Origin of the sequence: Pseudomonas sp. TWR1-1-4 (assembly GCF_049897165.1) — a bacterium.
In the GTDB taxonomy this organism is placed as follows: Bacteria; Pseudomonadota; Gammaproteobacteria; order Pseudomonadales; family Pseudomonadaceae; genus Aquipseudomonas; species Aquipseudomonas canadensis.
Genome location: NZ_JAFCVS010000002.1, coordinates 656,813 through 683,743 on the forward strand (window position 1 = coordinate 656,813; position 26,931 = coordinate 683,743).

The following is a 26,931-nucleotide window of genomic DNA, read 5'->3' on the forward strand; positions in this document are numbered from 1 at the left end:
ATCGCTGCCTTCACGCAATGGAACCTTGTAAATAGCCAAGCCACAGAGTGAACACTCCCAACGCTTCTTTTTTATTCGTTGGGTGGCGTATTTTTCACATGCAGGCATAAGGCGCTCGACTAATGACCAGAGTTCACCGCTCTCGCGTAACCACCTCTGTTACGCCCACGGAACCTACAAGACAAAGCCTGCAGGCGGCACCTGAAAACCCGGCGGCCGCCAAAGTCGTCGGACTTTTTCAGGCACGTCAAAACGGGCAAATGGAGCGCTCGCAACCCGAATACGCCGAAAATATGCCCAAACACGCGCCGCAGCGGCTCCTTGATCTGCTCAGCTACACGGTGACAGAAGAGCAGCCAAGTCTAGCCGAACAGATCAGTCAGTTGGTACAGGGCACCGGTAAGTCACTCACAGACGAAGCAGTGCTGCACAATGAAGTCGAGCGGCTCCTGAACCAGCCAAGCGCGCTCAATCCGCAAAAAACTTACACCCAGCTTATTGACGAAATACTCCAAAACCCGTCGCGCGCCATGCCTAACAAAGCCCATGGTTTTTCTCGAGTGCGCCGAGAACTGGGAAATGCCGCCCCTGCGCAAAACGCAGGCGACACTGCGGTCCAGCAGTTCGCCAATGCCTTGATTGAAGACAGCGACAGCCAACTGGCGATTAACTTCGCCAATCATCTGATCCGCATTCGGGTGAATGCGACCCCATACAGCCTCGCTAGTGCAGCCCCAATTGCCATCCCGCCCAGCTCAACGTTCGGCCTTGCCTGGAACGAACTGGCTGACGCACTCGACGCGGAGCCTTTCAAGACCTTTGCCCAAACCAAAGGTATTGATATTTCAAGTCTTGTCATCAAGGCCAATGGAGACCTGACTGGGCGCAGACACAATCAAACCTTCAGTTTCTCTCTGACTCAAGATCCCGAATGGACGAACGCTTCATCTGCCGTTTTGACCGCGTCGAACAAAATGCGCGGAGACATCGCGTTCCGCGACCGAGGGCACGCACCAGCGGGGGACATCGCAGGCTTTTATCTGGAGCGCAACAGCCGCTTCAACAGTGACGACATGCTAATGGCGATTGATCGGCTGATGAGAGAGAGAAACTTCAGTTCGATAAGTAATACCGACAGCTACTACGCGGCTCAATACGTCCCAGTCCAGCAGCGCCAAAGGGACGCCAAACAACAGCTTGCAAACCTGCCACCTTCCCGGTTGAACCGACTACTGGCAGATTTCGAGCCCGCGTCGGCGGCACAAAAAATCAAGGACGCCGATCAGGCCCTGGCCCGCCTGAGCAGCCAAGCGATTGGCAAGTTCTTCGGGATCACGATTGAAGAACTGCCCGAGTACTCGACCTTCAACCTCGTACGTAAAAACCTCAAGGATGCGCTGAACGGCGTTGCCTTTACGGCGTTCGCAAAGGAACAAAACCTTGACGTGTCGAGCGTCCGGATCAATTCGGAGGACGGAACCTTAATAGGCAAAGTCAATGGCGTCGAAACCACCTTCGTTTTGAACGACCTATCCGGTTGGTCCGACGTCTGGCCGCAAGTACAACCGGCGGTAGAACGTATGGCGACAGGCTCAGGCGACTACGTCTACTACCCCAGCGCACGCTCTGCAGAGGTTTCAGAGGTGCTCCATTTTTACGCAGAAGAAGAACTGCCTCGAAATGACTTCCCTAACCCTGGCTGGGCGCGAAGAGGGCGCGAAGCGAGTCTGCGCAGAAGTGCCAAAATCACTCAAGTCGACGGCTTCAAGGCATTGGTTGGTACACCCACTGACGATGCCCGCTCGCAGAGCGTACGCGAGGCGCAGCAGGCCGTCATATTGCAACTCACTGGAACACCACTGCACCTTACGCCGCTTGAAACCTTGGCGGCAGCGGCCAAGGCCAACGTGCCACAGACCAACCCCGCACCGCCCGTAAACGCGGCACCAGGCCCCGACACGCCAGAAGACACCTTGGCCCGTGCCGAAGCCGAACTGGTCGGCACTACGCATCGCGTGATGCTTGAGATCAAGAGCGACCCGACCCCTCCTGCATCAAAAAAGATTGCACCGATCCCGGCCAACAGCCTGTTCGGACAATGGCGGGCTTACTTGGACAAAGCCCTGAAGAGCAGCGGTTTTACCGAGTGGGCCGCGAAACAGGGCATTGACCTGAGTTCCTTGCGCTTTGACCCAACGGACCGCGCGCTGATCGGCAAGGTCGGTGGTGTTGAGCAGCGTTTTACCGCCACTGACTTCACGAAAAAATACCCGGAAGCGCATTTTGACGTGCTCACGCCAGTGTTGACCGCTGCCGAGGCATTCACCGCACACGGAAAACCGATCACGCTGGCTCAGGCCAACGACAGCAGCGCATCCTTTGAGTGGGTGGCCAATTTCTATTCCATCAGTACCGACTACGGCAGCGAGGCGTTCACGCGACACACGGAGCTGATGGGCCGAACATTGGAGTTTCCAACGCCACCTGAAAACCCACGAAAAATCGTGAACTGGCTGAACCAGCGCAAAACCGCGTTAGGCGACAGCAATGATAGGTATGCGCTGATCCATCAGCTTAAATTCGGGAATGTTGATAACGACGCCACAACAGGCTTTACGGTGGATCCGGACTCCAGCCACCAGCCCAAGGGCACCACGACACTCCAGAAGTTTCTGTCAGACCACGGCTGGTACGGCGCGACGTGGGCCGCACAGGTCGATAACTTGTTGCAGGCGTTGCAAACCGAGATCCCGCAGGCACCTCCCTTAGGCAACCAATGGGGCTTCTTGTCCACGGACTTACCGTTGAGTGCCGAGCAACGCGACGCCGTGAGTAGGTTTGTCAAAACGGCTATTGGCAACCACGACACCCTTCTCAGCTTCTTGAGTTCCGGCGTTTCCCACCTGAGCAGCGACCCTGATCAAGCACTGCAACAGCTCCTCGCCAGTGACATCGCCCAAGAACTCGCCGCGAACCTGCAAACCGCAATGAAGGGTGCTGCCACCCCAACCAGCCTTAAGCAATGGCTATTGACCGCCCTTGTGTTGGAGCTTGATCCAACGGCCGGCACCCAGCGTAATATCGTCGCAGGTTTCGACTTCATGTGGCCTGGGAGATGGGGCTACGGCGCCGACAAGATGCATGAGTGGTTCAGCCAAAATTTGGCTAAAACCAAGCAGATCCCGGCAAACCTCCTCCCGGCAGTCACACGCTTGTTAATGTCAGGCGCGGCGCCACATCTGTTGGTAAAAGACTTACCCTCGACGCTGAAGCTCGGCTCCACGGAATGGCTCAGCTTTTCAACGGCGGTGAATCGAATCGAACTGCTAGGTGCTGGTGCCAGCGCAAACATGACTTACCAGCAGGTCATGGACTTTCATAAGATCAAGCCCATTTCAGCAGATGAAAACCGCTTACAGGCCATCGCCCAACTGAACCCGGTGATTGATTGGGCAGTCATCAATAACCATCTTGTGAAAAATGACAACGACGAATACAGCCTCGAACAACTGAACGACAGCCAGGAAAAACTCAATACACAGATCAAGGAGACCTCGCAAGCCAAGCGTTACCTGCGATCCTTCGAACCACCAAGCAGAAGGGCCATGGCCCTGGCGGCACTGAAAGAGAAATTTGGCTCAGCCATCGATTTTGAGCGCCCGATCCTATGGGAAAAGGTAGCGGGCGGGCTCTTTTCCGGCATTAACGCAAGCATCGTCGAGGTCTATGAGGCTGGCCGTCTGGGTGAAAGTTGGAGTACACACCAACCAGGTCTGAACTTCGAAGACCTGCGCGAAAAGGCACATGAGTTGCCGGATATCAACGAGCAATTCGACAAAGCCATCCAGTCAGACTTCACCCAGCGCAGGGCCAGTACGATTTCCCTGTTCAAAGATATGCTCAGCAAGTTGCCGCAGGAAGAGCGCAATAGCCTTAACTTTGGAGCGGTGGAACTTCTGCAAGTGGAAGGTGCCGCCAGTGGCATCATCATAACCTCCGTCTACGAAGGCGCGAGGAGGGATTTCGCGGTCTATCCGGCAACTGGGCAAATCGTCAGAATTCCCGACATTGATCCATCAACGCCGCCAGACAAAAAAGTCAGCCTTGCCATCGACATGGACGCGCTCAAAAACGGGACAGAGCCCAAACAGGGTGTCACCTCCAATGTTGTATTGAGGGAAAGCGAGCAATTCATCCTCATCGAGCGTGCTGACGAAGACAAACGCCCTGAGTTGCGTGAAAGGCTCTTCCTTGAACGCCCTGCAAGTGACACGTCCTCCGTTTACGACGGCGAGAGGATGGAGGACCTCGCCAAGGTACTGGTTGACACGGCCTACCTGCGCAAAAGTACCTTCATCGCTATCCACCGTGGGTTGCACAATGCAGTTGAACAGGGAGTAGAACCCAGCGACTTCTTCAAAGGCCTTCTACGTGCCCTTCCAGGCGGCAGCAGCCTTGAAGATATTTACCACGGTGAATACGCCAAAGCGGCAGGTGATCTACTCATTGATATCGCGCTCTACGTGGCCACTGAAGGCGCTGGGAAAATATGGACGCTAGCAAAAACAGGTGTTGCGTGGGCCACTGCCAAGGTTTCTGGCAAGTTTGTCGAGAAGTTCGGAGCAAAAGAAGCCGAAAGCATTGCACTCAAGGATGTAACCGCCGCCAGCACCTCGAATTCGATCAACTCATTGAGCCGCATGCAGGATGGCCGCATTGCAGAGCAAACGGCAGACATGGCCGACGGCAGAGTCATACGTTCCGACACCCGGATCCAAGTCAAGGTCACCACAGTATTCCAGGACGGTAAATGGTACGCCTACGACGCCAAGACACAGGCGGCTTATGGCCCCGCCCTGGAGGGTTTTATCTCGGATACATCAGCCCCCGTGCGCCAAGAGACTTTCTCAAGCGGCACTCAAGCCCTGGTAACTGAAAAGCCCCTGGCCGCCGATGCATATACCCTGCCTCGCGCCAATGGCTTCGACCTGGTCAATGAGGGCAAGGTCTACCGTTACGATGCCCGAAATCCCAATGTGCTCACCGACTTGGAGTCGGCCGACCACTTTAAGCCCTTGGATAAGGTCGAAGCGATCTGTGAGGCACCGTCTGTTGGCGGCAGAGCCAAACGCGGTGCCAATGACACGTGCTTCTCCAAAATCATTGGGAACACTCCCAACGAATTGACTCAGGAGCTACAAGCACTTGAGCACGTGCGCTTGTTCCCCTCACCGTCGAAGCTTTTCAGAAAGGATCAATTTGTCGTCTTCGAACGACGCCGCTACCAAGTGATTGAAAGCGAAACAGGGCCTCAACTTCACCCGACGCTGGACAACAAGCCCATCACCTACAAATCGCTGATAACCGGCAGCATCAAACATGATCCACAGTTTGGCCTTTACGTTGGGCAAACCAACGAAGCACTGAACCAGGAAACGCGTGTTATCAAGCTCAACAGCATCAGCGATATCAGTGACGACAAGCGCGAAGTTCGCGCGGTCATCGTTAACGGTCGAACGCTCGGTGACACCGAAAAGTACCTGGTGATCGAGGCGGACACCGCGCAGTTTTATTACGCGAAACTGAATACCACGGCATCCGGTGAACTCACATTCTTTAAAACCACACCCAACGACCTATCACTCGTAAATGGCTATCGGAATAAATTCAGCACCCGCCAAGGCGTGTCCAGAACACCACTGGATGCCGAATTCATCGCCCTGCCCAAACTGGACTCGGCGCTGGCAGAGTTGAAACGTTCGGGTTACCAGAAAAAAGATGTCGATGAGTTAGGTGCTTTCGTTAAAAACATGACGAAGGAGCAGCAGCGCGAGGTGCTCTATCAGTTGCAACGTAGCGAAGCGATTGGCAAGGCGAATATCGCCCTGAAGCCAAATCAAGTAACCGCTCTGACAACGCCTGCGAACTTCTCGACGTTAACAGCCGAGCAGCAAAACACACTCCTGGCGCAGCAGGTAAAAGACACGGTAACCCGTTCCATGACGGCCACCGGGCTAGGCCCAGGCAACCGGATACGCTCAGCATCGGATATTGCACGAGCAGACGCAGCCAGCCAGACCGTCGAATGGTTGCGTCGAAGCATTCCCAGCAGTGCGCGGAATCGCTCTGACATGATTTTGAAAGCCGGCGCCGGCAATTGCGGAGAAATGGCCCTGCTTTCGAGGGACATCATCAAAAAGAGTGGTGGCAATGCCTACGAATGGGCAGCCTCAGATGCTCACGCATTCACTGTGGTGGGCGGCCCCTCCGGGCTACCTGCAGCAACGGTCGACTTCTCGGAACCTGAGTGGACAGATGCCTGGGTTGTCGACCCGTGGGCAGGCATTGCCAGCCCCGCTCGTGAGTACACGCAAAAATTGAAAGCGGTCATGACGCAATGGGAGCGTGATGGCATAAAAATAGTGGACGGCAACAAGACCATAAGCCCACTGGACAAAGACTGGATGGGTGCCCTTATCACGAAACCGAAGACGCCGTATCCTCACGGTTATATCAACCCCTAAGCCCGTGCTGCGCCGGGCGAAAAGCGCACGCAGTTGCAGTGCAGCGATTTTCGCCCAGGCCGGGCAGTGAAAGTTTCAGCCACCCCCAAAGACAGTGCAAAAAAGTATCAGTCCCAGTGTTCCCAAGGATTTGTCACAGCGCAATTAGAAGGCTGTAATCAACGCACACTCTTCCTGACTCCCTGTGGGAAGACACAACAACAATAACTGTCCTTCTGTAGCCCCGTGGGCGCGGAAATGGAGTGCGCGATGAAGTTCACAGCAAAAGCCCTGCTTGTCTCTACCTGCATGATGACCTGCATGACCCTCAGCGCCGTCAGCCTTGGCGCGCAGACCCTGACCATTGCCACCGTCAACAACAGCGACATGATCCGTATGCAGAAGCTCTCGAAAACCTTCGAGACCGAGCATCCGGAGATCAAGCTGAACTGGGTGGTGCTCGAAGAAAACGTGCTGCGCCAACGCCTCACCACCGACATTGCCACACAGGGCGGGCAGTTCGACGTGTTGACCATCGGCATGTACGAAGCTGCACTGTGGGGTGCCAAAGGTTGGCTGGAACCGATGAAGGACCTGCCGGCGTCCTACGACCTCGATGATGTATTCCCTTCGGTGCGTGACGGTTTGTCCGTCAAGGGCTCGCTGTACGCCCTGCCCTTCTACGCCGAAAGCTCGATCACCTATTACCGCACCGACCTGTTCAAGGACGCCGGGCTGACCATGCCCGAACACCCGACCTGGACCCAGATCGGCGAATTCGCCAGCAAACTCACCGACAAGGCCAAAGAGCAGTACGGCCTGTGCCTGCGCGGCAAAGCCGGTTGGGGCGAGAACATGGCGCTGATCACCACCCTGGCCAACGGCTACGGTGCGCGCTGGTTCGATGAGAAGTGGCAGCCGGAATTCAACGGTCCAGAATGGAAAGACGCGCTGAACTTCTACGTCGACAACATGAAGAAATCCGGCCCGCCGGGTGCTTCCAGCAACGGTTTCAACGAAAACCTGGCGCTGTTCAACAGCGGTAAGTGCGCGATCTGGGTCGACGCCAGCGTGGCGGGCTCATTCGTCACCGACAAGACCCAAAGCAAAGTGGCTGAGCATGTCGGCTTTACCTTTGCCCCGCACGAGAAGACCGACAAAGGCACTTCGTGGCTGTACTCCTGGAGCCTGGCGATCCCTACCAGCTCCAAGGCCAAGGACGCCGCCAAGGTGTTCACCAGCTGGGCGACCTCTAAAGAATACGGCGCCTTGGTCGCCAAGACCGACGGTGTTGCCAACGTGCCGCCAGGCACGCGCAAATCAACCTACAGCGACGAGTACATGAAGGCCGCGCCGTTTGCCAAGGTGACCCTCGAATCGCTGAAAGTCGCAGACCCGACCCAACCGACGCTCAAGCCGGTGCCGTATATCGGTATCCAGTTGGTGACCATTCCTGAGTTCCAGGCGATCGGGACGCAGGTCGGCAAGTTCTTCTCGGGCGCGCTGACGGGTCAGCAGACAGTGGATGCTGCATTGACCGCCGCGCAGACCACCACCGAGCGTGAAATGAAGCGGGCCGGTTATCCCAAGTAACCTCCCTGACCTGTAGGAGCGAGCTTGCTCGCGAAAAAGGTACATCCGAAGCCGCACTGGGCCTGGAATGCCTTCGCGAGCAAGCTCGCTCCTATAGGGGTTTTGCGCACCTGCCTCTAATCGGTCTTGATTACCATGAATACACCCGCCAAAAACCGCCTGGCCAACCCCGGCTGGTTCCTTGTCAGCCCCTCGGTGGCCTTGCTGCTGCTGTGGATGATCGTGCCGCTGGGCATGACCCTGTACTTTTCGCTGATCCGCTACAACCTGCTCTACCCCGGCGAAAACCAATTCGTGGGGTTGGAGAACTTCACCTACTTCATCACCGATTCGGGCTTCCTGCCCGGCGCCACCAATACCTTGTTGCTGGTGGGCAGCGTGTTGCTGATCAGCGTGGTGTTCGGTGTGCTGATCAGCGCCCTGCTGGAGGCCAGTGAGTTCTTCGGCCGTGGCTTGGTGCGAGTGTTGCTGATTTCGCCGTTCTTCATCATGCCCACCGTGGGCGCGCTGATCTGGAAGAACCTGATTTTCCACCCGGTCTCGGGGATTCTCGCCGCCGTGTGGAAATTCTTCGGCGCAGAACCCGTGGACTGGCTGGCGCACTACCCGTTGCTGTCGATCATCATCATTGTGTCGTGGCAGTGGCTGCCCTTCGCGATTCTGCTGCTGATGACCGCCATGCAGTCCCTCGACCAGGAACAAAAGGAAGCCGCGCGCCTGGACGGTGCCGGCGCCATCGCGATTTTCTGGCACCTGACCCTGCCCCACCTGGCCCGCCCGATTGCCGTGGTGGTGATGATCGAGACGATCTTCCTGCTCTCGGTGTTCGCTGAAATCTTCACCACCACCAACGGTGGCCCCGGCTACGCCTCGACCAACCTCGCCTACCTGATCTACAACCAGGCGCTGGTGCAGTTCGACGTGGGCATGGCGTCGGCCGGCGGCTTGATTGCCGTGGTCATCGCCAATATCGCGGCGATCATCCTGGTGCGGATGATCGGCAAAAACCTGACTGACAAGCCTTGAGGGCCGCGCCATGACGCTTCAACAATCCCGCCGCCTGCAAAGCCTGTTGCTCGGCACATTGGCCTGGGCCATCGCGATCCTGATCTTCTTCCCGATCTTCTGGATGGTGCTGACCAGCTTCAAGACCGAAATCGACGCGTTCGCCACGCCGCCGCAGTTCATCTTCACGCCGACGCTGGAGAATTACCTGCACATCAACGAGCGCAGCAATTACTTCAGCTACGCGTGGAACTCGGTACTGATTTCCTTCAGCGCAACGGCGCTTTGCCTACTGATCTCGGTGCCAGCGGCCTACTCCATGGCGTTCTACGAAACCCAGCGCACCAAAGGCACGCTGCTGTGGATGCTGTCCACCAAGATGCTGCCGCCGGTGGGCGTACTGATGCCGATCTACCTGTTGGCCAAGAGCTTTGGCCTGCTGGATACGCGTATTGCGCTGATCATCATCTACACCCTGATCAACCTGCCGATTGTGGTGTGGATGGTTTACACCTACTTCAAGGACATCCCCAAGGACATCCTCGAAGCCGCGCGCCTGGATGGCGCGACCCTGTGGCAAGAGATGGTCCGCGTACTGTTGCCGATTGCCAAGGGCGGCCTGGCGTCTACCGTGTTGCTGTCGCTGATCCTGTGCTGGAACGAGGCGTTCTGGTCGCTGAATCTGACCTCTTCCGCCGCTGCGCCGCTGACCGCGTTGATCGCCTCCTACTCCAGCCCCGAAGGCTTGTTCTGGGCCAAATTGTCCGCCGTGTCGACCTTGGCCTGCGCGCCGATCCTGATCTTTGGCTGGATCAGTCAGAAACAGCTGGTGCGCGGTTTGTCCTTTGGCGCCGTTAAATAATAATTCCTAGCGGAGGCTCATCATGGCCAACCTGAAAATCAAGAATCTGCAAAAAGGCTTCGAAGGCTTTTCCATCATCAAGGGCATCGACCTTGAAGTGAACGACAAGGAATTCGTGGTCTTCGTCGGCCCGTCGGGCTGCGGTAAGTCCACCCTGCTGCGCCTGATCGCCGGCCTGGAAGAAGTCAGCGAAGGCACCATCGAACTGGACGGCCGCGATATCACCGAAGTGACCCCGGCCAAGCGTGACCTGGCGATGGTGTTCCAGACCTACGCGCTGTACCCGCACATGAGTGTGCGCAAGAACATGTCGTTTGCCCTGGACCTGGCCGGTGTCGACAAGAAGCTGGTGGAGAGCAAGGTCAGCGAAGCGGCGCGCATCCTGGAGCTGGGCCCGCTGCTGGAGCGCAAGCCCAAGCAGCTGTCCGGCGGCCAGCGTCAGCGTGTGGCCATCGGCCGCGCGATTGTGCGTAACCCGAAGATCTTCCTGTTCGACGAACCGCTGTCCAACCTCGACGCCGCCCTGCGCGTGCAGATGCGCCTGGAACTGGCGCGCCTGCATAAAGAGCTGCAAGCGACCATGATCTACGTAACCCACGACCAGGTTGAAGCCATGACCCTGGCCGACAAGGTCGTGGTGCTGAACAGTGGTCGTATCGAGCAAGTCGGCTCGCCGCTGGAGTTGTACCACCAACCGGCCAACCTGTTTGTGGCGGGTTTCCTCGGCACGCCGAAGATGGGTTTCCTCAAAGGCAAGGTCACCCGTGTTGAAAGCCAAGGCTGCGAAGTGCAGTTGGACGCTGGCACGTTGATCAACCTGCCGCTGAGTGGCGCCACCTTGAGCGTGGGCAGTGCAGTGACCCTGGGCATTCGTCCGGAACATCTGGAAATTGCTTCCCCGGGCCAAGCCACCCTGACCGTCACCGCCGACGTCGGCGAGCGCCTGGGCAGCGACACTTTCTGCCACGTCATCACCGCCAACGGCGAGCCCCTGACCATGCGGATTCGCGGCGACATGGCCAGCCAGTACGGCGAGACGCTGCACCTGCACCTGGACCCGGCGCACTGCCACCTGTTCGACACCGACGGTGTAGCCGTGGCCCGCCCACTGCGCGCCGCCGCCTGAATTCGCGAGACTTTGCTGATGAAACTGAATAAACAGAACCTCACCCAGTTAGCGCCGCATGTGAAACTGCCGGCCTACGCGATTGCCAGTACCACGCAGGGCATCGCCCATATTGGCGTCGGCGGTTTCCATCGCGCGCATCAGGCGTATTACACCGACGCGCTGATGAACACCGGCATCGGCCTGGACTGGAGCATCTGCGGCGTCGGCCTGCGTGCCGAAGACCGCAAGGCCCGCGACGACCTGGCCGGCCAGGACTACTTGTTCACCTTGTATGAGCTGGGCGATACCGACGACACCGAAGTGCGTGTGATCGGCTCGATCAGTGACATGTTGCTCGCCGAAGACGGCGCCCAGGCGCTGATCGACAAGCTGGCTGACCCGGCGATCCGTATCGTCTCGTTGACCATCACCGAAGGCGGCTACTGCATCGACGACAGCAACGGTGAATTCATGGCTCACCTGCCGCAGATCCAGCATGATCTGGCGCACCCGCGTGCGCCAAAGACCGTGTTCGGCTTCATCTGCGCCGCCCTGACCCAGCGTCGCGCTGCGGGCACACCGGCGTTTACCGTAATGTCCTGCGATAACCTGCCACATAACGGCGCCGTGACGCGCAAGGCACTGCTGGCCTTCGCTGCCTTGCACAATGCCGAGCTGCACGACTGGATCAAGGCCAACGTGAGCTTTCCGAACGCCATGGTCGACCGCATCACACCGATGACCAGCACCGCGCACCGCCTGCAATTGCATGATGACCACGGCATTGACGATGCCTGGCCGGTGGTGTGCGAACCTTTTGTGCAATGGGTGCTGGAGGACAAGTTCGTCAACGGTCGCCCGGCCTGGGAAACGGTCGGCGTGCAGTTCACCGATGACGTCACGCCGTATGAAGAAATGAAGATCGGCCTGCTCAACGGCAGCCACCTGGCACTGACCTACCTGGGGTTTCTCAAGGGTTATCGGTTTGTGCACGAGACCATGAACGACCCGGTGTTTGTCGCCTACATGCGCGCCTACATGGACTTGGACGTCACGCCAAACCTGGCGCCAGTGCCGGGCATCGACCTGACGGACTACAAGCAGACGCTGGTGGATCGCTTCTCCAACCAGGCGATCGCCGACCAACTGGAGCGCGTGTGCTCGGATGGCTCATCGAAGTTTCCCAAATTCACCGTACCGACCATCAATCGCCTGATTGCCGATGGCCGCGAGACTGAGCGTGCGGCGCTGGTAGTAGCGGCGTGGGCGCTGTACCTCAAGGGTGTGGACGAGAATGGCGTGAACTACAAGATTCCCGACCCGCGTGCGGAGTTTTGCCAGGGGCTGGTGAGTGATGAGGCGTTGATCAGCAAACGGCTGCTGGGGGTGGAAGAGATTTTTGGCAAGGCTATTCCCAATTCGCCTGAGTTTGTGGCAGCGTTCGAGCGGTGCTATGCAAGCCTGCGTGACAATGGAGTCACCGCAACCCTGCAAAACCTCCTGAAGAAACCGAATTAACACTTTGGGAGCGGGCTTGCTCGCGAATGCGGTCTGTCAGAGACAAATGTATCGACTGAAACACCGCATTCGCGAGCAAGCCCGCTCCCACTTTTTGATCGGGTTAACACTCCAAAAAATAAGACTGCTGAGCACCCCATCATGACCCAGCAAAACCTGTTTCTCGGCATCGACTGCGGCACCCAAGGTACCAAGGCCATCGTTCTCGACGCCTCCAGCGGCAAGGTACTGGGCCTCGGCGCGGCGGCCCACACCCTGATCAGCGGCGCCAATGGCCGTCGCGAGCAGCACACCCAGGAATGGCTGGACGCCTTTACCGAAGCCACCCATCGCGCCCTGCAACAGGCAGGCGTGGACGGCCAGGATATCCTCGGCATCGGCGTTTCCGGCCAGCAACATGGTTTGGTGCTGCTGGATAACCAAGGCCAGGTACTGCGCCCGGCGAAACTCTGGTGCGACACCGAGACCGCGCCGGAAAACGACCGACTCTTGCAGCACATGGGTGGTGAACGCGGTTCCCTGGAACGTCTCGGCGTGGCGATTGCACCGGGCTACACCGTGTCCAAGCTGTTGTGGACCCGCGAGCAGCACCCGGACATCTTTGCGCGCATCGCGCATATCCTGCTGCCCCATGACTACCTCAATTACTGGCTCACCGGCCGCGCCGTCGCCGAGTATGGTGATGCGTCGGGCACCGGCTACTTCAACGTGCGCACCCGCGAATGGGATGTGGCGCTGCTCAAGCACATCGACCCGAGCGGACGCCTTGAAAACGCCTTGCCGCAACTGATCGAGGCCGATCAAAGCGTCGGCACGATTCTTCCGGCGATTGCCGAACGCCTGGGCATCAACCCCAACGCCATCGTCTCCAGCGGCGGTGGCGACAACATGATGGGCGCCATCGGCACTGGCAACATTGCCCCTGGCGTGATCACCATGAGCCTCGGCTCGTCGGGCACCGTGTATGCCTTTGCCGACCAACCCAGCGTCAGCCCGCAAGCCTCGGTGGCCACCTTCTGTTCATCCAGCGGCGGCTGGCTGCCGTTGATCTGCACCATGAACCTGACCAACGCCACTGGGGTGATCCGCGAGCTGTTCGACCTGGACCTGACCGCGTTCAACGCCCTGGTCGAGCAAGCGCCCATCGGCGCCGACGGCGTGAGCATGCTGCCGTTTCTCAACGGCGAACGCGTGCCCGCCCTGCCCCACGCCACCGGCAGCCTGCACGGCTTGACCATGACCAACCTGACCCGCGCCAACCTGTGCCGCGCGGTGGTCGAAGGCACCACCTTCGGCCTGCGCTACGGCCTGGACCTGCTGCGCCAGACCGGCCTGCAAAGCCAGAGCATCCGCTTGATCGGCGGCGGTTCGAAAAGCCCGGTCTGGCGGCAGATGGTCGCCGATATCATGAACACCGAAGTGGTCTGCACCGAACAAAGTGAAGCCGCCGCCCTGGGCGCGGCGATCCAGGCGGCGTGGAGCCAGTCCGGCGAGTCACTGGCCAGCCTGTGCGACAAATGTGTGAGCGTCGACCCGGCCAGCCGTACTCTGCCGGTAGCGGCCAGTGTCAGTGCGTATCAACAAGCCTACGAGCGCTACCAGCAGCTTGTGGCAACCCTTTAAGAGCGAACGACTATGTATCTGGTGTGTGGTGAAGCGCTGTTTGATTTTTTCAGCGGGGAAGACGCCAGCGGGCAGGCTTCCAAAGTCAATTACAAGGCGATTGCCGGCGGTTCGCCGTTCAATGTCGCGGTAGGCTTGCGCCGCCTGGGTATCGAGGCGGGTTTGTTCGGCGGCTTGTCCACCGACTTCCTTGGCCGCCGCTTATTGCAGGTGCTCAAGGATGAGGGCGTCAGCGAGCGGTTCCTGGTGGAATTCGCCGCGCCGACCACCTTGTCGATGGTCGCCGTGGGCGCCAATGGCTCACCGCAGTACAACTTCCGTGGCGAAGGCTGCGCCGACCGACTGCTGGACGTCAGCCATCTGCCCGAGCTGGGTGATGACATCCGTGGCCTGCATATCGGCTCGTTCTCGCTGGTGGTGCAACCGATCGGCGACACCTTGCTGAGCCTGGTCAAGCGCGAAAGCGGCAAGCGCCTGATCAGCCTCGACCCCAACGTGCGGCTCAACCCGCAGCCGGATATCCAGCTGTGGCGCGACCGCGTAGGCGAGTTGGTCAAACACGCCGACCTGATCAAAGTCAGCGACGAAGACCTGCACTTGCTCTACCCCGATCAGTCGCCGGAAAGCGTGCTGCAGGGCTGGCTGCAGCATCGTTGCCAGTTGGTGTTCCTCACCCGTGGTGGCGACGGCGCCAGTGTGTTCAGCCGACAGCATGGCCACTGGTCGGCGCCGGCAGTCAAGGTGGTAATGGCCGATACCGTGGGGGCGGGTGATACCTTCCAGGCCGCGTTGATTGCCTGGTTGACCGAGCAGCAGCGTGACTCGGTAGAGGGCCTGCAACAGCTCACCCGTGGGCAAATCGACGCCATGCTGGGTTTTGCAATCCGCGCTGCGGCGTTGACCTGCACCAAGACCGGTCCGGACCTGCCTTACCGCCACCAGGTGAGCTGAACCCGGCAGCAACATGACCAATGTGCCACCACGCAGGCCACGTATTCCGTGGCCTGCGCGCGTTTATATAAAAATTGCCATGTGGGAAAACTGTGCTAAACCCACAACAGGAGCAGTAATTACAACACATGCAGGACAGACCCATGCAAAAGAGCAACGGTTTTTCAACCCGCGCCGTTTTAGCTGTCGGCCTCCTCTCACTGCAGTACACCACACCACCACAATCCTACGCTGCCTGCACACTCACGCCCGGCCCGGGCAACGACACATTTATTTGCGACAGCGGCACCAGTGCCGGCCTGACCGATCTCCTTGGCAATAACCGCCTGACCCTGCCTGAAGGTAGCAGCGGCATCATCAACGGCAGCGTCATCTTCGGTCCGGGGACAGACGCCGTGCGGATCGACTCCGGCCAGATCACCGGTGCTTTACAGCAAGGCGCCGGCAGCGATGATTTCATCATGACCGGCGGGCAAATCCAGTCCCTGGCACAGGGCGACGGCCGTGACACCTTCCGGATGACGGGCGGCACCATCGTCGGTGCGTTCGAGGACGGCGACGTGGCTGAGCAAACCGGTGGCATCATCGACCGCGTCGACATGAAGCTCGACAAGAACTTCTATTACATGTCTGGCGGCATGATCCGGGGCAACCTGGTCACCGGTTTCGATATCGATACGATCAACATCTCGGGCGGCAGCATTGGTGGCAATATCAGCACCAGCGGCGGCGACGACAGCATCACGGTCAGCGGCGGCGTGATCAATGGCGAGATCCGTGCCAGCGTCGGCAATGACACGTTCAACTGGCTCAATGCCGGCCAGATCAAATCGGCGGTGCTGATGGGCGATGGCAACGACACCGCGCTGCTGCGCGGCCTCAGCGAAAGCCTGCTGGCTGCCACGCCCTCCATCGACGGCGGCCTGGGCAACGATCAACTGACCTTCGACAGCACGACGTCCAGCACGGCGGCCCGCTACATCGGCTGGGAAACGGTCAATCTCAACAACAGTTCGCACTTCGACCTGGCGGGAGATTTTTTCCTGGGTGACAGCGCGAGCAATACCGGCACCTTCAACATTGACGGCAGCAGTACGCTGGCCGTGACCCAAGGCAGCGTGCGGCCCTATCTCGCCGGCCAGCTGGCGACGCTGAGCAACGCCGGCAAGATCGACATGACCACCGGCAGCGCCACCGCCAACGATGCACTGACGGTGCATGGCAATTACGTGGGCAATAACGGCAAGCTGTGGCTGCAAACCGTGCTGGGCGATGAAAACTCCGCGACGGACAAGCTGGTGGTATCCGGTGGCACGCTGAGCGGTCATACCGAATTGGCGGTGAGCAACCTCGGCGGCGTCGGGGGCCTTACCCGCAATAACGGGATCGAGGTGGTGCAGGCGCTCAACGGCGCGGTGAGCAGTACCGATGCTTTCTCGTTGAAGGGCTCGGTCTCGGCCGGGCCCTATCAATATTTGTTGTTCAAGGGCGGCGTGGTGTACGGCACCGAAAACAACTGGTACCTGCGCTCGTCGGTGGTTGCCGTGCAACCGCCGGCGGTGCCACCCGTGCCACCGACACCACCGGTGGTGGTGCCCGTACCGCCGATTCCAGCGACACCGCCGGTGGTCGACTCCGACGAGCCGCCGGTGGAACCGCCGACCTCGCAACCCGTCGCGCCGGTCGAGCCCCCCGCCCCGCCGCCCAGCCAGGTTGCAGCAGGCAACTCGCCGGAATCCGCCGCGAGCAACCCGGCGCTGCCGACCGCCATTGCCGGTGCCGAGCCCATCCCGCTGTACCGCTTGGAAGTGCCGGTGTATTCGGTGGTGGTGCCCGCCGCACAGTTGATGACCCTGCAAGCGCTGGGCACCTTTCATGATCGCCAAGGCGAGCAAAGCCTGCTGACCGAAAGCGGCGCGGTACCGGCTGGCTGGGGGCGTGCCTATGGCAGCGACTTCAACAAGCACTGGTCGGGCACCGTGGCGCCAAGCTTCGACGGCTCGGTCAAGGGCTATCAGGTCGGTCATGACCTGTATGCATCCGAAACCAGCGGCGGGCAGATCCAGCGCTTCGGGCTGTTTATCGGCCAGAGTCGCCTGAGCGGGGACGTGAAAGGATTCTCGATGGGCTGGCAGAACAATCGCTCCGGGCGGGTCAAACTCGATGGCGATAACTTCGGTGCCTACTGGACGCTCACCGATCCGACCGGCGGGTATGTGGATCTGGTTGCGATGGGCACGCGCCTGAAGGGCGACAACAAGTCCGAGCGGGGCATAAAGATGGACACCAAGGGCCATGCCCTGGCGCTGTCCGCCGAAGCCGGCTACCCGATTGCCGTATCCGAGCATTGGGTCGTGGAACCGCAGGTCCAGGTAATCCGCCAGACGATCGACCTGGACAGCCAGAACGACGGTATTTCCAGGGTGTCATTCGACTCCCAGGATTACTGGACCGGCCGCCTCGGCGCCCGCCTCAAGGGCCGCTACCTGGTGAATAACACGCCTGTCGAACCTTATCTTCGGGCCAATGCCTGGCGCACCTTCGGTGGCAGCGACACGGTGACCTACGATGATGTGGACCGCATCAAGAGCGATCACAAGTCATCCACGGCGGATGTGGGTGTGGGCGCGGTTGCTCGGCTGTCGCCTTCGGTGAGCGTCTACCTGGCCGCAGACTACAACACCAACCTGGACGGCAACGCGATGGAGGGTGTCAGCGGTAATGCCGGGGTGCGGATGAGTTGGTAAAGATGAAGGTTTTGTCAGCCAGGCAAACATTAATCGATGGTTAATCCCGCGAGTCGAGAGTGAAGCTGTACCCACTTGCGGAGAACCACCATGAAACTGCGCACGTTTATGCTCGGCGGCACCCTGGCACTGGCAGCAGTGTCAGGCCTGGCCCAGGCTGACGATCAGACAAACGCCGTCAAAACCGTGCCTTACCAGTACGGCATGCCGATGGATATCGCCAAGGTATTGGCCATGAACGAAACCCCGACCAATGACTGCAAAGTCATCAAGGCCGATATCAAGTTCCTGGACAAGGCCGGGAAAGTGGAAGATGTCAGCTACCGGAAGATGTCCGAAGCCTGCGATTTCCAGAACTGATCGACAGGCCTGAACAGCATTGGGCCTGGCAATCACCAGGCCCACAGGTCAAGCATCAAGCATTTTCAGTAAGCGCGCCCTCCTACGCGTTGCAGGATGGGGGTATGTGCGTGTTTCAGGTCCTCACGCAACCCGGCGATCAGGTTGCAAATCGCTCGACTGCTGTCGAGTTTGTCCGCGTTGATCCCTTTGACTTCCAAATCGACCCGGTCACGATCACGGTCGTCGTAAACCTTGATCGTCAGCGAAGCATCTTCGGCTTTGGTGCATTCGCACCGTTTAGGCAGGAAACTTCCTTCAATAATGCTGCGAAGTTCTAATTCCGAAAGCATGGTCAACCTCTCCTTTTCTGAGACTGCCAACAGATTGTTGTGTATCCGACGAGCTCATGCCCGCCGCGCCTTGCCGGCCCTGGAAGACGCTTGTAACACCCAAGCCTACTCGGCAAAATCGGCCTTCGTTGTAACTTTTCCTCATAAGCCACATGCCGAGATATATAAGTAAAAGCCTGCGGTTTGAATCTTCGTCGAACCTCAGCGATTAAACGTTTAACTCTGGACTCAAAATTCATTGCAGGCCTGTGCGGCGACCCTTTCGGCAACATGTCGCAAACTATCGAAGTTGATGTTCGCTCCGGAATTGATCGCCACCAAGGTCTGTTTGCGCAGGCCATGATGGGCGACGTACTTGCGCACGCCCGCCACTGCCAACGCGCCAGAAGGCTCGGTGATTGAGCGCGTGTCGTCGTAGATCAGCTTGATGGCGCTGCACAGTTCGTCGTTGGTGACCGTGATAACGTCATCCACCCAATCCCGGCAGATTTCAAACCCGTAGGCCCCTACCTGCGCTACCGCCGTGCCGTCGGCAAACCCGTCGACACTGGGCAGCACCACCCTTTCGCCGGCACGCAGCGCTGCCAACAGACAGCTTGAACCCTCGGGCTCGACGCCGATGATGCGCACCTCGGGCCGTAGGTATTTGACGTAGGCGGCAACCCCAGCAATCAGCCCACCACCGCCTACCGGTACGAAGATCGCATCCAACGGGCCCTGTTGCTGACGCAGAATTTCCATGGCGACGGTGCCCTGACCGGCGATCACATCCGGGTCGTCGAAGGGCGAGACAAAGGTGCAACCGGATGACTCAGCCAGTTGCAGCGCGTGGGCCAGGGCAAAGGGGAAACTCTCGCCATGCAGCACGGCTTCAGCGCCACGTGAACGCACGCCGAGCACCTTCAACTCTGGCGTAGTGCTGGGCATGACGATCCGCGCCTGGATCCCCAACTCCCTTGCTGCCAGCGCCACGCCCTGGGCATGGTTGCCAGCCGATGCGGTGACCACGCCGCGCGCCTTTTGCTCGTCGCTCAACTGCACCAGTTTGTTGTAGGCGCCCCGGATCTTGAAGGAAAACGTTGGCTGCAAGTCTTCGCGCTTGAGCAGCACCTGGTTGCCCAGCAACGCTGACAATGCAGGTGCGGGTTGCAACGGCGTGCGCACTGCCAGGTCGTAGACCGGCGCGGCGAGAATCTTTTTTACGTAATGCTCAAGGAGTGCCGAGTCGGCGGTGCAGGTGCTCATAGGTGTTTCCTGGCTTTTTGTTCAAGGCCCAGGAGACGGAAAAACAAAACCCGCCTCTAGGGCGGGTTTGGGTACAGCCGTGCGCTATCCCGCCAAATGAGGAATGGCGGTAATAATGCTTGGCTGGCTGCGAAAAGGTTGAAAGGTCATGCCACGAAATTAACCGTCCCCGGCCGGACAAGTCAACAAAAGGTTTACTTGGAACATACGAAACGTATACGCTTTGTATATCAACCTAGCACAGTGAACCCGATGGGCATCGTCAAGATCACCGACCAACTGCACGAACAACTGCGCCTGGCCAGCGCTGCGATGGACCGTTCCATCAACGCCCAGGCCGAATTCTGGATCAAGATCGGCCTGCTCGCCGAGCTCAATCCTCACCTGCCCTACAATGAATTGATCAACAAACTGTTGCTGGACAAACCCGACCTGATCCGGGGGCGCAGTTGATGATCAAGACTGCCGCCCAACTGGCCGTGATGCGTGAATCCGGGCGCCTGCTGGCTCAGGTCTTTACCATGCTTGACGGGTTTGTCGCCGTTGGCCGCTCCACCCTGGAGCTGGACGCCGCCGTCGAAGCTTTCATCCGCAACGACCTCAAGGCCCGCCCCGCCAGCCTGGGGCAATACGACTACCCCTTCTCCATCAACACCTCGATCAACGAAGTGGTGTGTCATGGCATGCCCAGCGCCAAGGACGTCCTCAAGAACGGCGACATCATCAACATCGACATCACCCTGGAAAAAGGTGGCTTCATTGCCGACTCCAGCAAGATGTACATGATCGGCAGCGTTACGCCCAAGGCCCAGCGCCTGGTCGAGAAGACCTTCGAAGCGATGTGGGCCGGCATCCGCCAGGTCAAGCCCGGCGCGCGCCTGGGCGATATTGGCCACGCTATCCAGAGCCATGCGCAAGCCAACGGCTACAGCGTGGTCCGCGAGTATTGCGGCCATGGCATTGGCCGACAGATGCATGAAGAACCACAGGTCCTGCACTTTGGCCGTCCCGGCACCGGGTTGGAACTGCGTGAAGGCATGGTGTTTACCGTGGAGCCGATGCTCAACCAGGGCAGCTCGAAAGTACGCAGCCTCAAGGATGGCTGGACGGTGGTGACCAAGGACAACAGCCTGTCGGCGCAGTGGGAACATACCGTGGCGGTGACGGCGGATGGGTTCGAGGTCTTGACCTTGCAACCCAGCGCCTGAACGACGCAACCCCTGTAGGAGCCGGCTTGCCGGCGATGGCATCGCCGGAAACACCGCGTTGCCTGCATCGCCGGCAAGCCAGCTCCTACAAGGACCGGTGTTCACACGACATTGGCGCCGCCCGCTATCCGCTTCAGCCCCACCACCATCAAGCCCGCCCCAAGCCCCATCGCCGCCAGAAACAACGGATACGACACCCACCACGGCGTCCCCGCCGTCATCATGCTGAACTCCGACATGCCGCCAATGCTCGCAATCAGGTTCAGCGGCAGGAACACCACGTTGATCAGCGTGAGCTTGCGCAGCAGGTTGTTCATGCTGTTGTTCATCAGGTTGCCGCGGGCGTCGATCAGCCCGGAGAACACGTTGGAATAGATCTCCGCCTGTTTGTAGCACTGGTGGTTCTCGATGATCAGGTCGTCGATCAGCGCGAGTATTTGCGCACTGAAGTGTTCCTTTTCTGCATGATTGCGCAGCCGCGACAGCACCGCGCCGTTGCTGTGCAGCGCGTTGATGTAATAGATCAGGCTTTCGCTGAGGCTGAACATCTGCATCAGGTGGTGGTTGCTCATGGACGCATTGAACTGCTGCTGCAATTCCCGTGCGACCAGCTTGATCACCTTGAGGTGGCCCAGGTAGTGGTGAATGTTGTTGAGCAACAAGTCGAGCAATACATCCAGCGGCGTGTGTAACGGGCGGCGCTTGCCGAGGCCGGTCAGCGGGGTTTCGTCGGTGGCGATCACCAGCAGGCGGCCAGGCGAAAACAGCAGGCCGCAGGACGACACCTCGAACACCAGGTTGCCGCCACCGGAGTAGTTTTCCGGGCGTTTCCAGATCAGGAACAGATTGTCCGGGTGAAACTCGATGCGCGAGACCTCATCGGGGTCCAGCGCCGAGGCCAGGGCGTGCTCGTCGAGCTTGTGGTGGTCGCGCAGCCACTCGCGCTCGGCAAGGTCAGGGTTGTTGAACAACTGGATCGGGGCATCATCACTTTCCCCACTGTGCAGCTTGCCATCGGTCAGTTGAAAACGCTGGATCATCGCCGGGTCACCAGACCTGGCCCTGACGCTTCAACTCCAGGCGCCGCACAAACTCCTCCAGCACCAACCCATACAGATCGTCCTGCAAATAGGCATCTTCGATACCTGCGTCCAGGTTCGGGTTGTCGTTGACTTCGATCACCACCACCTTGTCGCCGGACTGCTTGAGGTCGACGCCGTAGAGGCCATCGCCGATCAGGTTGGCGGTCTTCACGGCCAGCTCCACCACCGCCTTGGGCGCTTCATGGACCGCCAGGGTACGGCATTCACCGTTGATGTCCTGGCCGATGGCCTTGTGGTTGTAGATCTGCCAGTGGCCCTTGGACATGAAGTACTGGCAGGCAAAGATCGGCTTGCGATTAAGGATGCCGATGCGCCAGTCGTACTCGGTGTAGAAGAACTCCTGGGCCAGCAACAGCACCGAATGTTCGAACAACTCGGCAGTGGCCTTGAGCAAGGCTTCCTGGCTTTCGACCTTGATCACGCCGCGGGAAAAACAGCCGTCGGGGATCTTCAGCACCAGCGGGAACCCCAGGCGCTCGCCAACCCGTTCGAAGTCTTCCGGTCGCTCCTTGTAGAGGATTTCGGTGGCGGGCATGCCCAGTTGGTGACTGTTGAGCAGGTCGGTGAGGTAGACCTTGTTGGTGCAGCGCAGGATTGACGCCGGGTCGTCCATCACCACCAGGCCTTCGCTTTCGGCTTTCTTGGCGAAGCGGTAGGTGTGGTTATCGACGCTGGTGGTCTCGCGGATCAGCAAGGCGTCGTATTCGGCCAGGCGCGAATAGTCCTTGCGCTCGATCAGCTCCACATCGATGCCCAGGCCCCTGCCAACGCGGATGAAATTATCCAGGGCCTTGGCATTGGAAGGCGGCAATTGCTCTTGAGGGTCGTGCAGGATGGCCAGGTCATAACGGGCCAGGCGACGTGAACGCGGCTGGCGCCAGATCTTGCGGCTGAAGTTGTCCAGCGCGTGGGCGAATTGATCTTCCTGATCGTCGCGCAACTTGTGCAGCACGCCCGATTTAACGCCTTCAATGTGCCAACCGTTATTCTTTTTAAAATCAACTAACAAGATCGGGCACGGAAAGGCTTCAAACAACTGACGGGCCAAATCTTGCAACGGCTCTATATTGGTCCGACCAAAATAAAGTGTCAGGGTAAAGCCTTCGGTATTGCTGTAAAGATGATGACTCAAGGCTTTATCGAGGGTTTTATCCAGGTTGTCCAAGGCCAGGCCGTACAGCGACTTCTTCGTCAGTTCGCTGATGGTGCGCACCGACGGAATCACCTTGTGCCCGCGGGCTTCGGCCAGCAGCGAGCAGTAATAACCGTGCCCCAGGTACTTGTAGCTGCGGCACAGGTTGATCACCTGTACGCGCTTGCCACTCTCGTTTTCACGGGTCTGTTCCAGGTATTCCTGGGCGGTGACGATGTCTTCGCTGGGAAAGTAGGAGGCCCAATCTTCCTTGCGCTCGACAATGATCACGACTTGACTGCTAGCTTTCGGTGGTGCGGAAAAATAACTTTTATTAGTTATTGTCGCCGCGAGGGTTTGCTCGGATACTTCACGCCAATGACCTTGTACCGCCGACATAATATTTGATCCGCTTTAGAGAACTCGACCTTTTCTATTAAGCACGATCTTTTAGAGAAGTCCCGTTTCGTTACGCAACTTTTACGGCGGTCATATGGCTCTTTGCTTTCGCGTTGCAACCCTCTTGGATGTGCCCGGATTAGTGGCACTGGAACAGCACTGCTTCACCACTGACCGGCTGTCACAGCGCAGTTTCCAGTGGATGGTCAGCCGCGCCCATGGCCAGTTGCTGGTGGCGGACAATGACGGGCAATTGCTCGGTTATGCGCTGGTGCTGTTGCGCCGTGGCACCTCGTTGGCGCGTCTGTATTCCATCGCCGTTACCGAACCTGCGCGTGGCACGGGGCTGGGCAAACAGTTGCTGAGCCGCGTTGAAGCTTTCGCCGTGGCACAGGGTTGCACGCGCCTACGCCTGGAAGTACGCACCGACAACCCCGACGCTCTCAGCCTTTATGAGCGCAACGGTTATCGGCGCTTTGCCTTGATCGACGCCTATTACGAAGACCACACCGCCGCCCTTCGGTTAGAAAAGACCTTGTCCAGACTCAGCATCCTGTAGGAGCGAGCTTGCTCGCGAAGATCCACCAGACGCCGCGTTAAACCAGGAGTCTCGCGTCATCGTTGACGTTTTTCGCGAGCAAGCTCGCTCCTACAGTGGTCTTGGCTTCCAGCTCGCGCACCAGTGGCAACACACGCTTGCCGAAGTACTCGACTTCTTCCTGGAAGTGCAGGAACCCCGCCAGCACCAGATCCACCCCCACCGCCTTGAGCGCGACGATGCGCTCGGCAATCTGTTGGGGCGTGCCGATCAGGTTGGTCTTGAAGCCATCGTTGTACTGCACCAGGTCTTCAAAGCTGGACTTGGCCCAGTTGCCCTCGCCTTCCGGCGATGCCTTGCCCGCTTGCTTCGCTGCATCGCCAAAGGCATTCACCGCCTCCGGGTCGGCCTTGTCGATGATCTCCGCGAGCACGGCGCGGGCTTCTTCCTCGGTGTCGCGGGCTATCACGAAGGCGTTGACGCCGACTTTGACCGAATGGTTGTTCGCCGCCGCTTTCGCGCGAATGTCATCGACCTGGGCCTTGATGCCTTCCGGGGTGTTGCCGTTGGTGAAGTACCAGTCCGACACCCGCGCCGCCATGTCCCGCGCGGCCCGCGAGCTGCCGCCCTGGAACACCTCCGGTTGGCCCAGTGGCTTGGGCTTGAGGGTGTAGTTGTTGAAGCGGTAGAAGTCGCCCTTGAAGGTGAATTCATCCTGGGTCCAGATGCCTTTGAGGGCGCGGATGAACTCTTCGGAACGGCGATAACGCTCATCGTGCTCCAGCCAGTGTTCGCCGATGGCCTGGAACTCGCCCTTGAACCAGCCGCTGACGATATTCACTGCGATACGGCCGTTGGTGAGCTGGTCGATAGTCGCCAGTTGCTTGGCCGCCAACGCCGGTTGCCAGGGGCCTGGCAGGATCGCGGCGATCACCTTGAGCGTGGTGGTCGCGGCCAGCAGCGCATGGCTGAATGCTACGGACTCATGCTGGTTTTCGGCACCGTAGCCCGCGGTGAAGCGGATCTGGGTGAGGCCGTATTCGAAGCCGGCGGCCTCCGCCAGTTGCGCCAGTTTGCGGTTGTAGTCGATGCCCCAGTGGGTACGTTGTTCGATCTTACTGACCACTAACCCACCACTGACGTTGGGCACCCAGTAGGCAAATTTCACGGCTTGCTGACTCATCTCGCGTTTCCTCGCACAAAGGGGATGTACCCAGGGCTTGAGCAGCAAGCGTGCCAGGCCGTGAAAACGCCCGGGCCAGGGGCGTTGCGCGCAATACTGCGTGCGGGCGTCGATGTCGCAGAGTGTACGGGTTTGTCGATCAGCTGTTGCCAGGGCAACAGTGGCTGAACGCTTTGGCCCGTAAATACGGGCGCCGATACCCGGCACGGAGTATGCAATCTCCCCTGCATTGATCACTGCCCAGGAACCTTGCCCATGACCGAACAACACGTCATCAACCCGCTGTCCACTGGCGTCGACTATTCGACCTTGGCCGCGCGCTTTCGCCCGATCTTCCAACGCATCGCCGACGGCGCTGTAGAACGCGAACAGTCGCGCACCCTGCCCCATGAACCGATCCAGTGGCTCAAGGAAGCAGGCTTTGGCGCAGTACGCGTGCCGGTGGAATATGGCGGCGGCGGTGCTTCCCTGCCGCAGCTGTTTGAACTGCTGATCGAATTGGCCGAAGCCGATTCCAACGTACCCCAGGCCCTGCGCGGGCACTTTGCATTTGCTGAAGATCGTCTGAACGCCCCGCCCAGTGCCGGCCGGGACCTGTGGTTCAAGCGGTTCGTGGACGGCGATATCGTCGGCTGCGCCTGGACCGAGATTGGCAACGTGGCGATCGGCGATGTGGTCACCCAGGTCAGCCCTGACGGCGATGGCTGGAAGCTCAACGGAGAGAAGTTCTACAGCACTGGCAGCATCTTTGCCGACTGGATTGATGTGTATGCCCAACGCAGCGACACCGGCGGTGATGTGATCGCCGCCACCCGCGCCCGTCAGCCTGGGGTGGTACACAGCGATGACTGGGACGGCTTTGGCCAGCGCACCACCGGCAGCGGCACGTCGCGCTTTACCGACGCGGTGGTGGATGCGGAAAACGTCATCGACTTTGCCAGCCGGTTTAAATACCAGACGGCGTTCTATCAGTTGGTGTTGCTCGCCAGTTTGGCGGGGATTGGGCGTGCGGCCTTGCGCGATGTGGCGCATCAGGTGCGCAGCCGTAAGCGCATCTACAGCCATGGCAATGCGGCGCATGTGAGCCAGGATGCGCAGGTTCAACAGGTGGTGGGGGAAGTGGCGGCGCTGGTGTATGCCGCTGAGGCGAGTGCGCTGAGGGCGACGCTGCCGGCGCAACGGGCGTATTTGGCGCGGTTTGGGGGGGATGATGCTGCTGAGCGTATAGCCAATGTGGCTGCAGAGATTGAGTCGGCTACGGCGCAGGTGGTGGTGTCGGGGTTGATTCAGCGGGCTACCAGTGAGTTGTTTAATGCACTGGGGGCTTCGGATGTGCGGCAGGGTAAGGCGCTGGATCGGCATTGGCGGAATGCGCGGACGGTGTCGTCGCATAATCCGGTGATTTATAAGGCTCGGATTGTGGGGGATTGGGTGGTTAATGGGGTGGAGCCACCGTTTGTTTGGCAGATTGGGAATGGGCGGGGTTGAGCCTGGGTTTTGAGGGTATATCCGTTGCTGCGG

At 59.2% G+C, this 26,931-nt stretch carries 17 protein-coding genes and 2 pseudogenes; 14 read left to right on the forward strand and 5 right to left on the reverse strand.

Annotated features, from left to right (window positions below; translation table 11 throughout):
* The first annotated feature begins 122 nt into the window (after positions 1-122).
* From ACP7C6_RS07770 to ACP7C6_RS07815, 10 genes are all read left to right on the forward strand, one after another.
* Positions 123-6,524 carry a hypothetical protein gene (locus ACP7C6_RS07770; protein ID WP_426108569.1) on the forward strand — a complete coding sequence of 2,134 codons (6,402 nt, stop codon included), beginning with the start codon at positions 123-125 and terminating at the stop codon, positions 6,522-6,524.
* Positions 6,525-6,812: 288 nt separating this feature from the next.
* Positions 6,813-8,096 carry an ABC transporter substrate-binding protein gene (locus ACP7C6_RS07775; protein ID WP_426108610.1) on the forward strand — a complete coding sequence of 428 codons (1,284 nt, stop codon included), beginning with the start codon at positions 6,813-6,815 and terminating at the stop codon, positions 8,094-8,096.
* A 135-nt stretch (positions 8,097-8,231) separates the two neighbouring features.
* Positions 8,232-9,122, forward strand: coding sequence for a carbohydrate ABC transporter permease (locus tag ACP7C6_RS07780; RefSeq protein ID WP_032864136.1), 891 nt, complete (start codon positions 8,232-8,234; stop codon positions 9,120-9,122).
* A 10-nt stretch (positions 9,123-9,132) separates the two neighbouring features.
* Positions 9,133-9,963 (forward strand): carbohydrate ABC transporter permease, encoded by an 831-nt coding sequence (locus ACP7C6_RS07785; RefSeq protein WP_003173672.1) that lies wholly within the window; start codon positions 9,133-9,135, stop codon positions 9,961-9,963.
* A gap of 22 nt (positions 9,964-9,985) precedes the next feature.
* Positions 9,986-11,089, forward strand: a complete 1,104-nt coding sequence (locus ACP7C6_RS07790) for an ABC transporter ATP-binding protein (protein ID WP_311892139.1) — start codon at positions 9,986-9,988, stop codon at positions 11,087-11,089.
* A gap of 18 nt (positions 11,090-11,107) precedes the next feature.
* Positions 11,108-12,589, forward strand: coding sequence for a mannitol dehydrogenase family protein (locus ACP7C6_RS07795; protein WP_028615938.1), 1,482 nt, complete (start codon positions 11,108-11,110; stop codon positions 12,587-12,589).
* A 141-nt stretch (positions 12,590-12,730) separates the two neighbouring features.
* Positions 12,731-14,212 (forward strand): xylulokinase, encoded by a 1,482-nt coding sequence (gene xylB, locus ACP7C6_RS07800; RefSeq protein WP_426108570.1) that lies wholly within the window; start codon positions 12,731-12,733, stop codon positions 14,210-14,212.
* Positions 14,213-14,224: 12 nt separating this feature from the next.
* Positions 14,225-15,163, forward strand: coding sequence for a carbohydrate kinase family protein (locus tag ACP7C6_RS07805; RefSeq protein WP_426108571.1), 939 nt, complete (start codon positions 14,225-14,227; stop codon positions 15,161-15,163).
* A gap of 143 nt (positions 15,164-15,306) precedes the next feature.
* Entirely contained in the window at positions 15,307-17,910 is a 2,604-nt protein-coding gene (locus ACP7C6_RS07810) for an autotransporter outer membrane beta-barrel domain-containing protein (protein WP_426108572.1), read from the forward strand.
* Between the two features lie 90 nt (positions 17,911-18,000).
* A complete protein-coding gene (locus ACP7C6_RS07815) occupies positions 18,001-18,270 on the forward strand; it encodes a DUF2790 domain-containing protein (RefSeq protein WP_028615934.1) in 270 nt (89 codons plus the stop codon).
* A gap of 65 nt (positions 18,271-18,335) precedes the next feature.
* Here ACP7C6_RS07815 and ACP7C6_RS07820 read toward each other — a convergent pair whose 3' ends face one another.
* A complete protein-coding gene (locus ACP7C6_RS07820; RefSeq protein ID WP_028615933.1) occupies positions 18,336-18,602 on the reverse strand; it encodes a DUF1652 domain-containing protein in 267 nt (88 codons plus the stop codon).
* A 258-nt stretch (positions 18,603-18,860) separates the two neighbouring features.
* Positions 18,861-19,847: pseudogene (gene ilvA, locus ACP7C6_RS07825) on the reverse strand (threonine ammonia-lyase, biosynthetic); the annotation flags it as partial.
* A 252-nt stretch (positions 19,848-20,099) separates the two neighbouring features.
* Here ilvA and ACP7C6_RS07830 point away from each other — a divergent pair.
* Complete coding sequence (locus tag ACP7C6_RS07830; RefSeq protein WP_003190946.1) at positions 20,100-20,300, forward strand: ParD-like family protein; 201 nt, start codon at positions 20,100-20,102, stop codon at positions 20,298-20,300.
* Complete coding sequence (map, locus tag ACP7C6_RS07835; RefSeq protein ID WP_122684135.1) at positions 20,300-21,055, forward strand: type I methionyl aminopeptidase; 756 nt, start codon at positions 20,300-20,302, stop codon at positions 21,053-21,055. Before ACP7C6_RS07830 ends, map begins: the two co-directional genes overlap by 1 nt.
* Before the next feature lie 101 nt (positions 21,056-21,156).
* Here the strand turns inward: map and ACP7C6_RS07840 are convergent, their stop codons facing one another.
* Both ACP7C6_RS07840 and ACP7C6_RS07845 read right to left on the reverse strand, forming a co-directional pair.
* Entirely contained in the window at positions 21,157-22,095 is a 939-nt protein-coding gene (locus ACP7C6_RS07840) for a magnesium transporter CorA family protein (protein WP_028615931.1), read from the reverse strand.
* Positions 22,096-22,102: 7 nt separating this feature from the next.
* Entirely contained in the window at positions 22,103-23,689 is a 1,587-nt protein-coding gene (locus ACP7C6_RS07845; RefSeq protein WP_426108573.1) for a RimK family protein, read from the reverse strand.
* 94 nt (positions 23,690-23,783) lie between these two features.
* Between ACP7C6_RS07845 and ACP7C6_RS07850 the strand changes: the two are divergent.
* Positions 23,784-24,227 (forward strand): annotated as a pseudogene (locus ACP7C6_RS07850) (GNAT family N-acetyltransferase); the annotation flags it as partial.
* Positions 24,228-24,285: 58 nt separating this feature from the next.
* Here the strand turns inward: ACP7C6_RS07850 and sfnG are convergent.
* Positions 24,286-25,410 (reverse strand): dimethylsulfone monooxygenase SfnG, encoded by a 1,125-nt coding sequence (gene sfnG / locus ACP7C6_RS07855; RefSeq protein WP_028615929.1) that lies wholly within the window; start codon positions 25,408-25,410, stop codon positions 24,286-24,288.
* Positions 25,411-25,665: 255 nt separating this feature from the next.
* Here sfnG and ACP7C6_RS07860 point away from each other — a divergent pair, with 255 nt between their 5' ends.
* Complete coding sequence (locus ACP7C6_RS07860; RefSeq protein WP_028615928.1) at positions 25,666-26,898, forward strand: acyl-CoA dehydrogenase family protein; 1,233 nt, start codon at positions 25,666-25,668, stop codon at positions 26,896-26,898.
* Positions 26,899-26,931: the final 33 nt, after the last annotated feature.

Excerpts from the sequence above, each read along its gene's own strand:
- ACP7C6_RS07770 (WP_426108569.1), top strand. The coding sequence starts at position 123 with ATGACCAGAGTTCACCGCTCTCGCGTAACCACCTCTGTTACGCCCACG.
- ACP7C6_RS07775 (WP_426108610.1), top strand. The coding sequence starts at position 6,813 with ATGATGACCTGCATGACCCTCAGCGCCGTCAGCCTTGGCGCGCAGACC.
- ACP7C6_RS07780 (WP_032864136.1), top strand. The coding sequence starts at position 8,232 with ATGAATACACCCGCCAAAAACCGCCTGGCCAACCCCGGCTGGTTCCTT.
- ACP7C6_RS07785 (WP_003173672.1), top strand. The coding sequence starts at position 9,133 with ATGACGCTTCAACAATCCCGCCGCCTGCAAAGCCTGTTGCTCGGCACA.
- ACP7C6_RS07790 (WP_311892139.1), top strand. The coding sequence starts at position 9,986 with ATGGCCAACCTGAAAATCAAGAATCTGCAAAAAGGCTTCGAAGGCTTT.
- ACP7C6_RS07795 (WP_028615938.1), top strand. The coding sequence starts at position 11,108 with ATGAAACTGAATAAACAGAACCTCACCCAGTTAGCGCCGCATGTGAAA.
- xylB (WP_426108570.1), top strand. The coding sequence starts at position 12,731 with ATGACCCAGCAAAACCTGTTTCTCGGCATCGACTGCGGCACCCAAGGT.
- ACP7C6_RS07805 (WP_426108571.1), top strand. The coding sequence starts at position 14,225 with ATGTATCTGGTGTGTGGTGAAGCGCTGTTTGATTTTTTCAGCGGGGAA.
- ACP7C6_RS07810 (WP_426108572.1), top strand. The coding sequence starts at position 15,307 with ATGCAAAAGAGCAACGGTTTTTCAACCCGCGCCGTTTTAGCTGTCGGC.
- ACP7C6_RS07815 (WP_028615934.1), top strand. The coding sequence starts at position 18,001 with ATGAAACTGCGCACGTTTATGCTCGGCGGCACCCTGGCACTGGCAGCA.
- ACP7C6_RS07820 (WP_028615933.1), bottom strand. The coding sequence starts at position 18,602 with ATGCTTTCGGAATTAGAACTTCGCAGCATTATTGAAGGAAGTTTCCTG.
- ACP7C6_RS07830 (WP_003190946.1), top strand. The coding sequence starts at position 20,100 with ATGGGCATCGTCAAGATCACCGACCAACTGCACGAACAACTGCGCCTG.
- map (WP_122684135.1), top strand. The coding sequence starts at position 20,300 with ATGATCAAGACTGCCGCCCAACTGGCCGTGATGCGTGAATCCGGGCGC.
- ACP7C6_RS07840 (WP_028615931.1), bottom strand. The coding sequence starts at position 22,095 with ATGATCCAGCGTTTTCAACTGACCGATGGCAAGCTGCACAGTGGGGAA.
- ACP7C6_RS07845 (WP_426108573.1), bottom strand. The coding sequence starts at position 23,689 with ATGTCGGCGGTACAAGGTCATTGGCGTGAAGTATCCGAGCAAACCCTC.
- sfnG (WP_028615929.1), bottom strand. The coding sequence starts at position 25,410 with ATGAGTCAGCAAGCCGTGAAATTTGCCTACTGGGTGCCCAACGTCAGT.
- ACP7C6_RS07860 (WP_028615928.1), top strand. The coding sequence starts at position 25,666 with ATGACCGAACAACACGTCATCAACCCGCTGTCCACTGGCGTCGACTAT.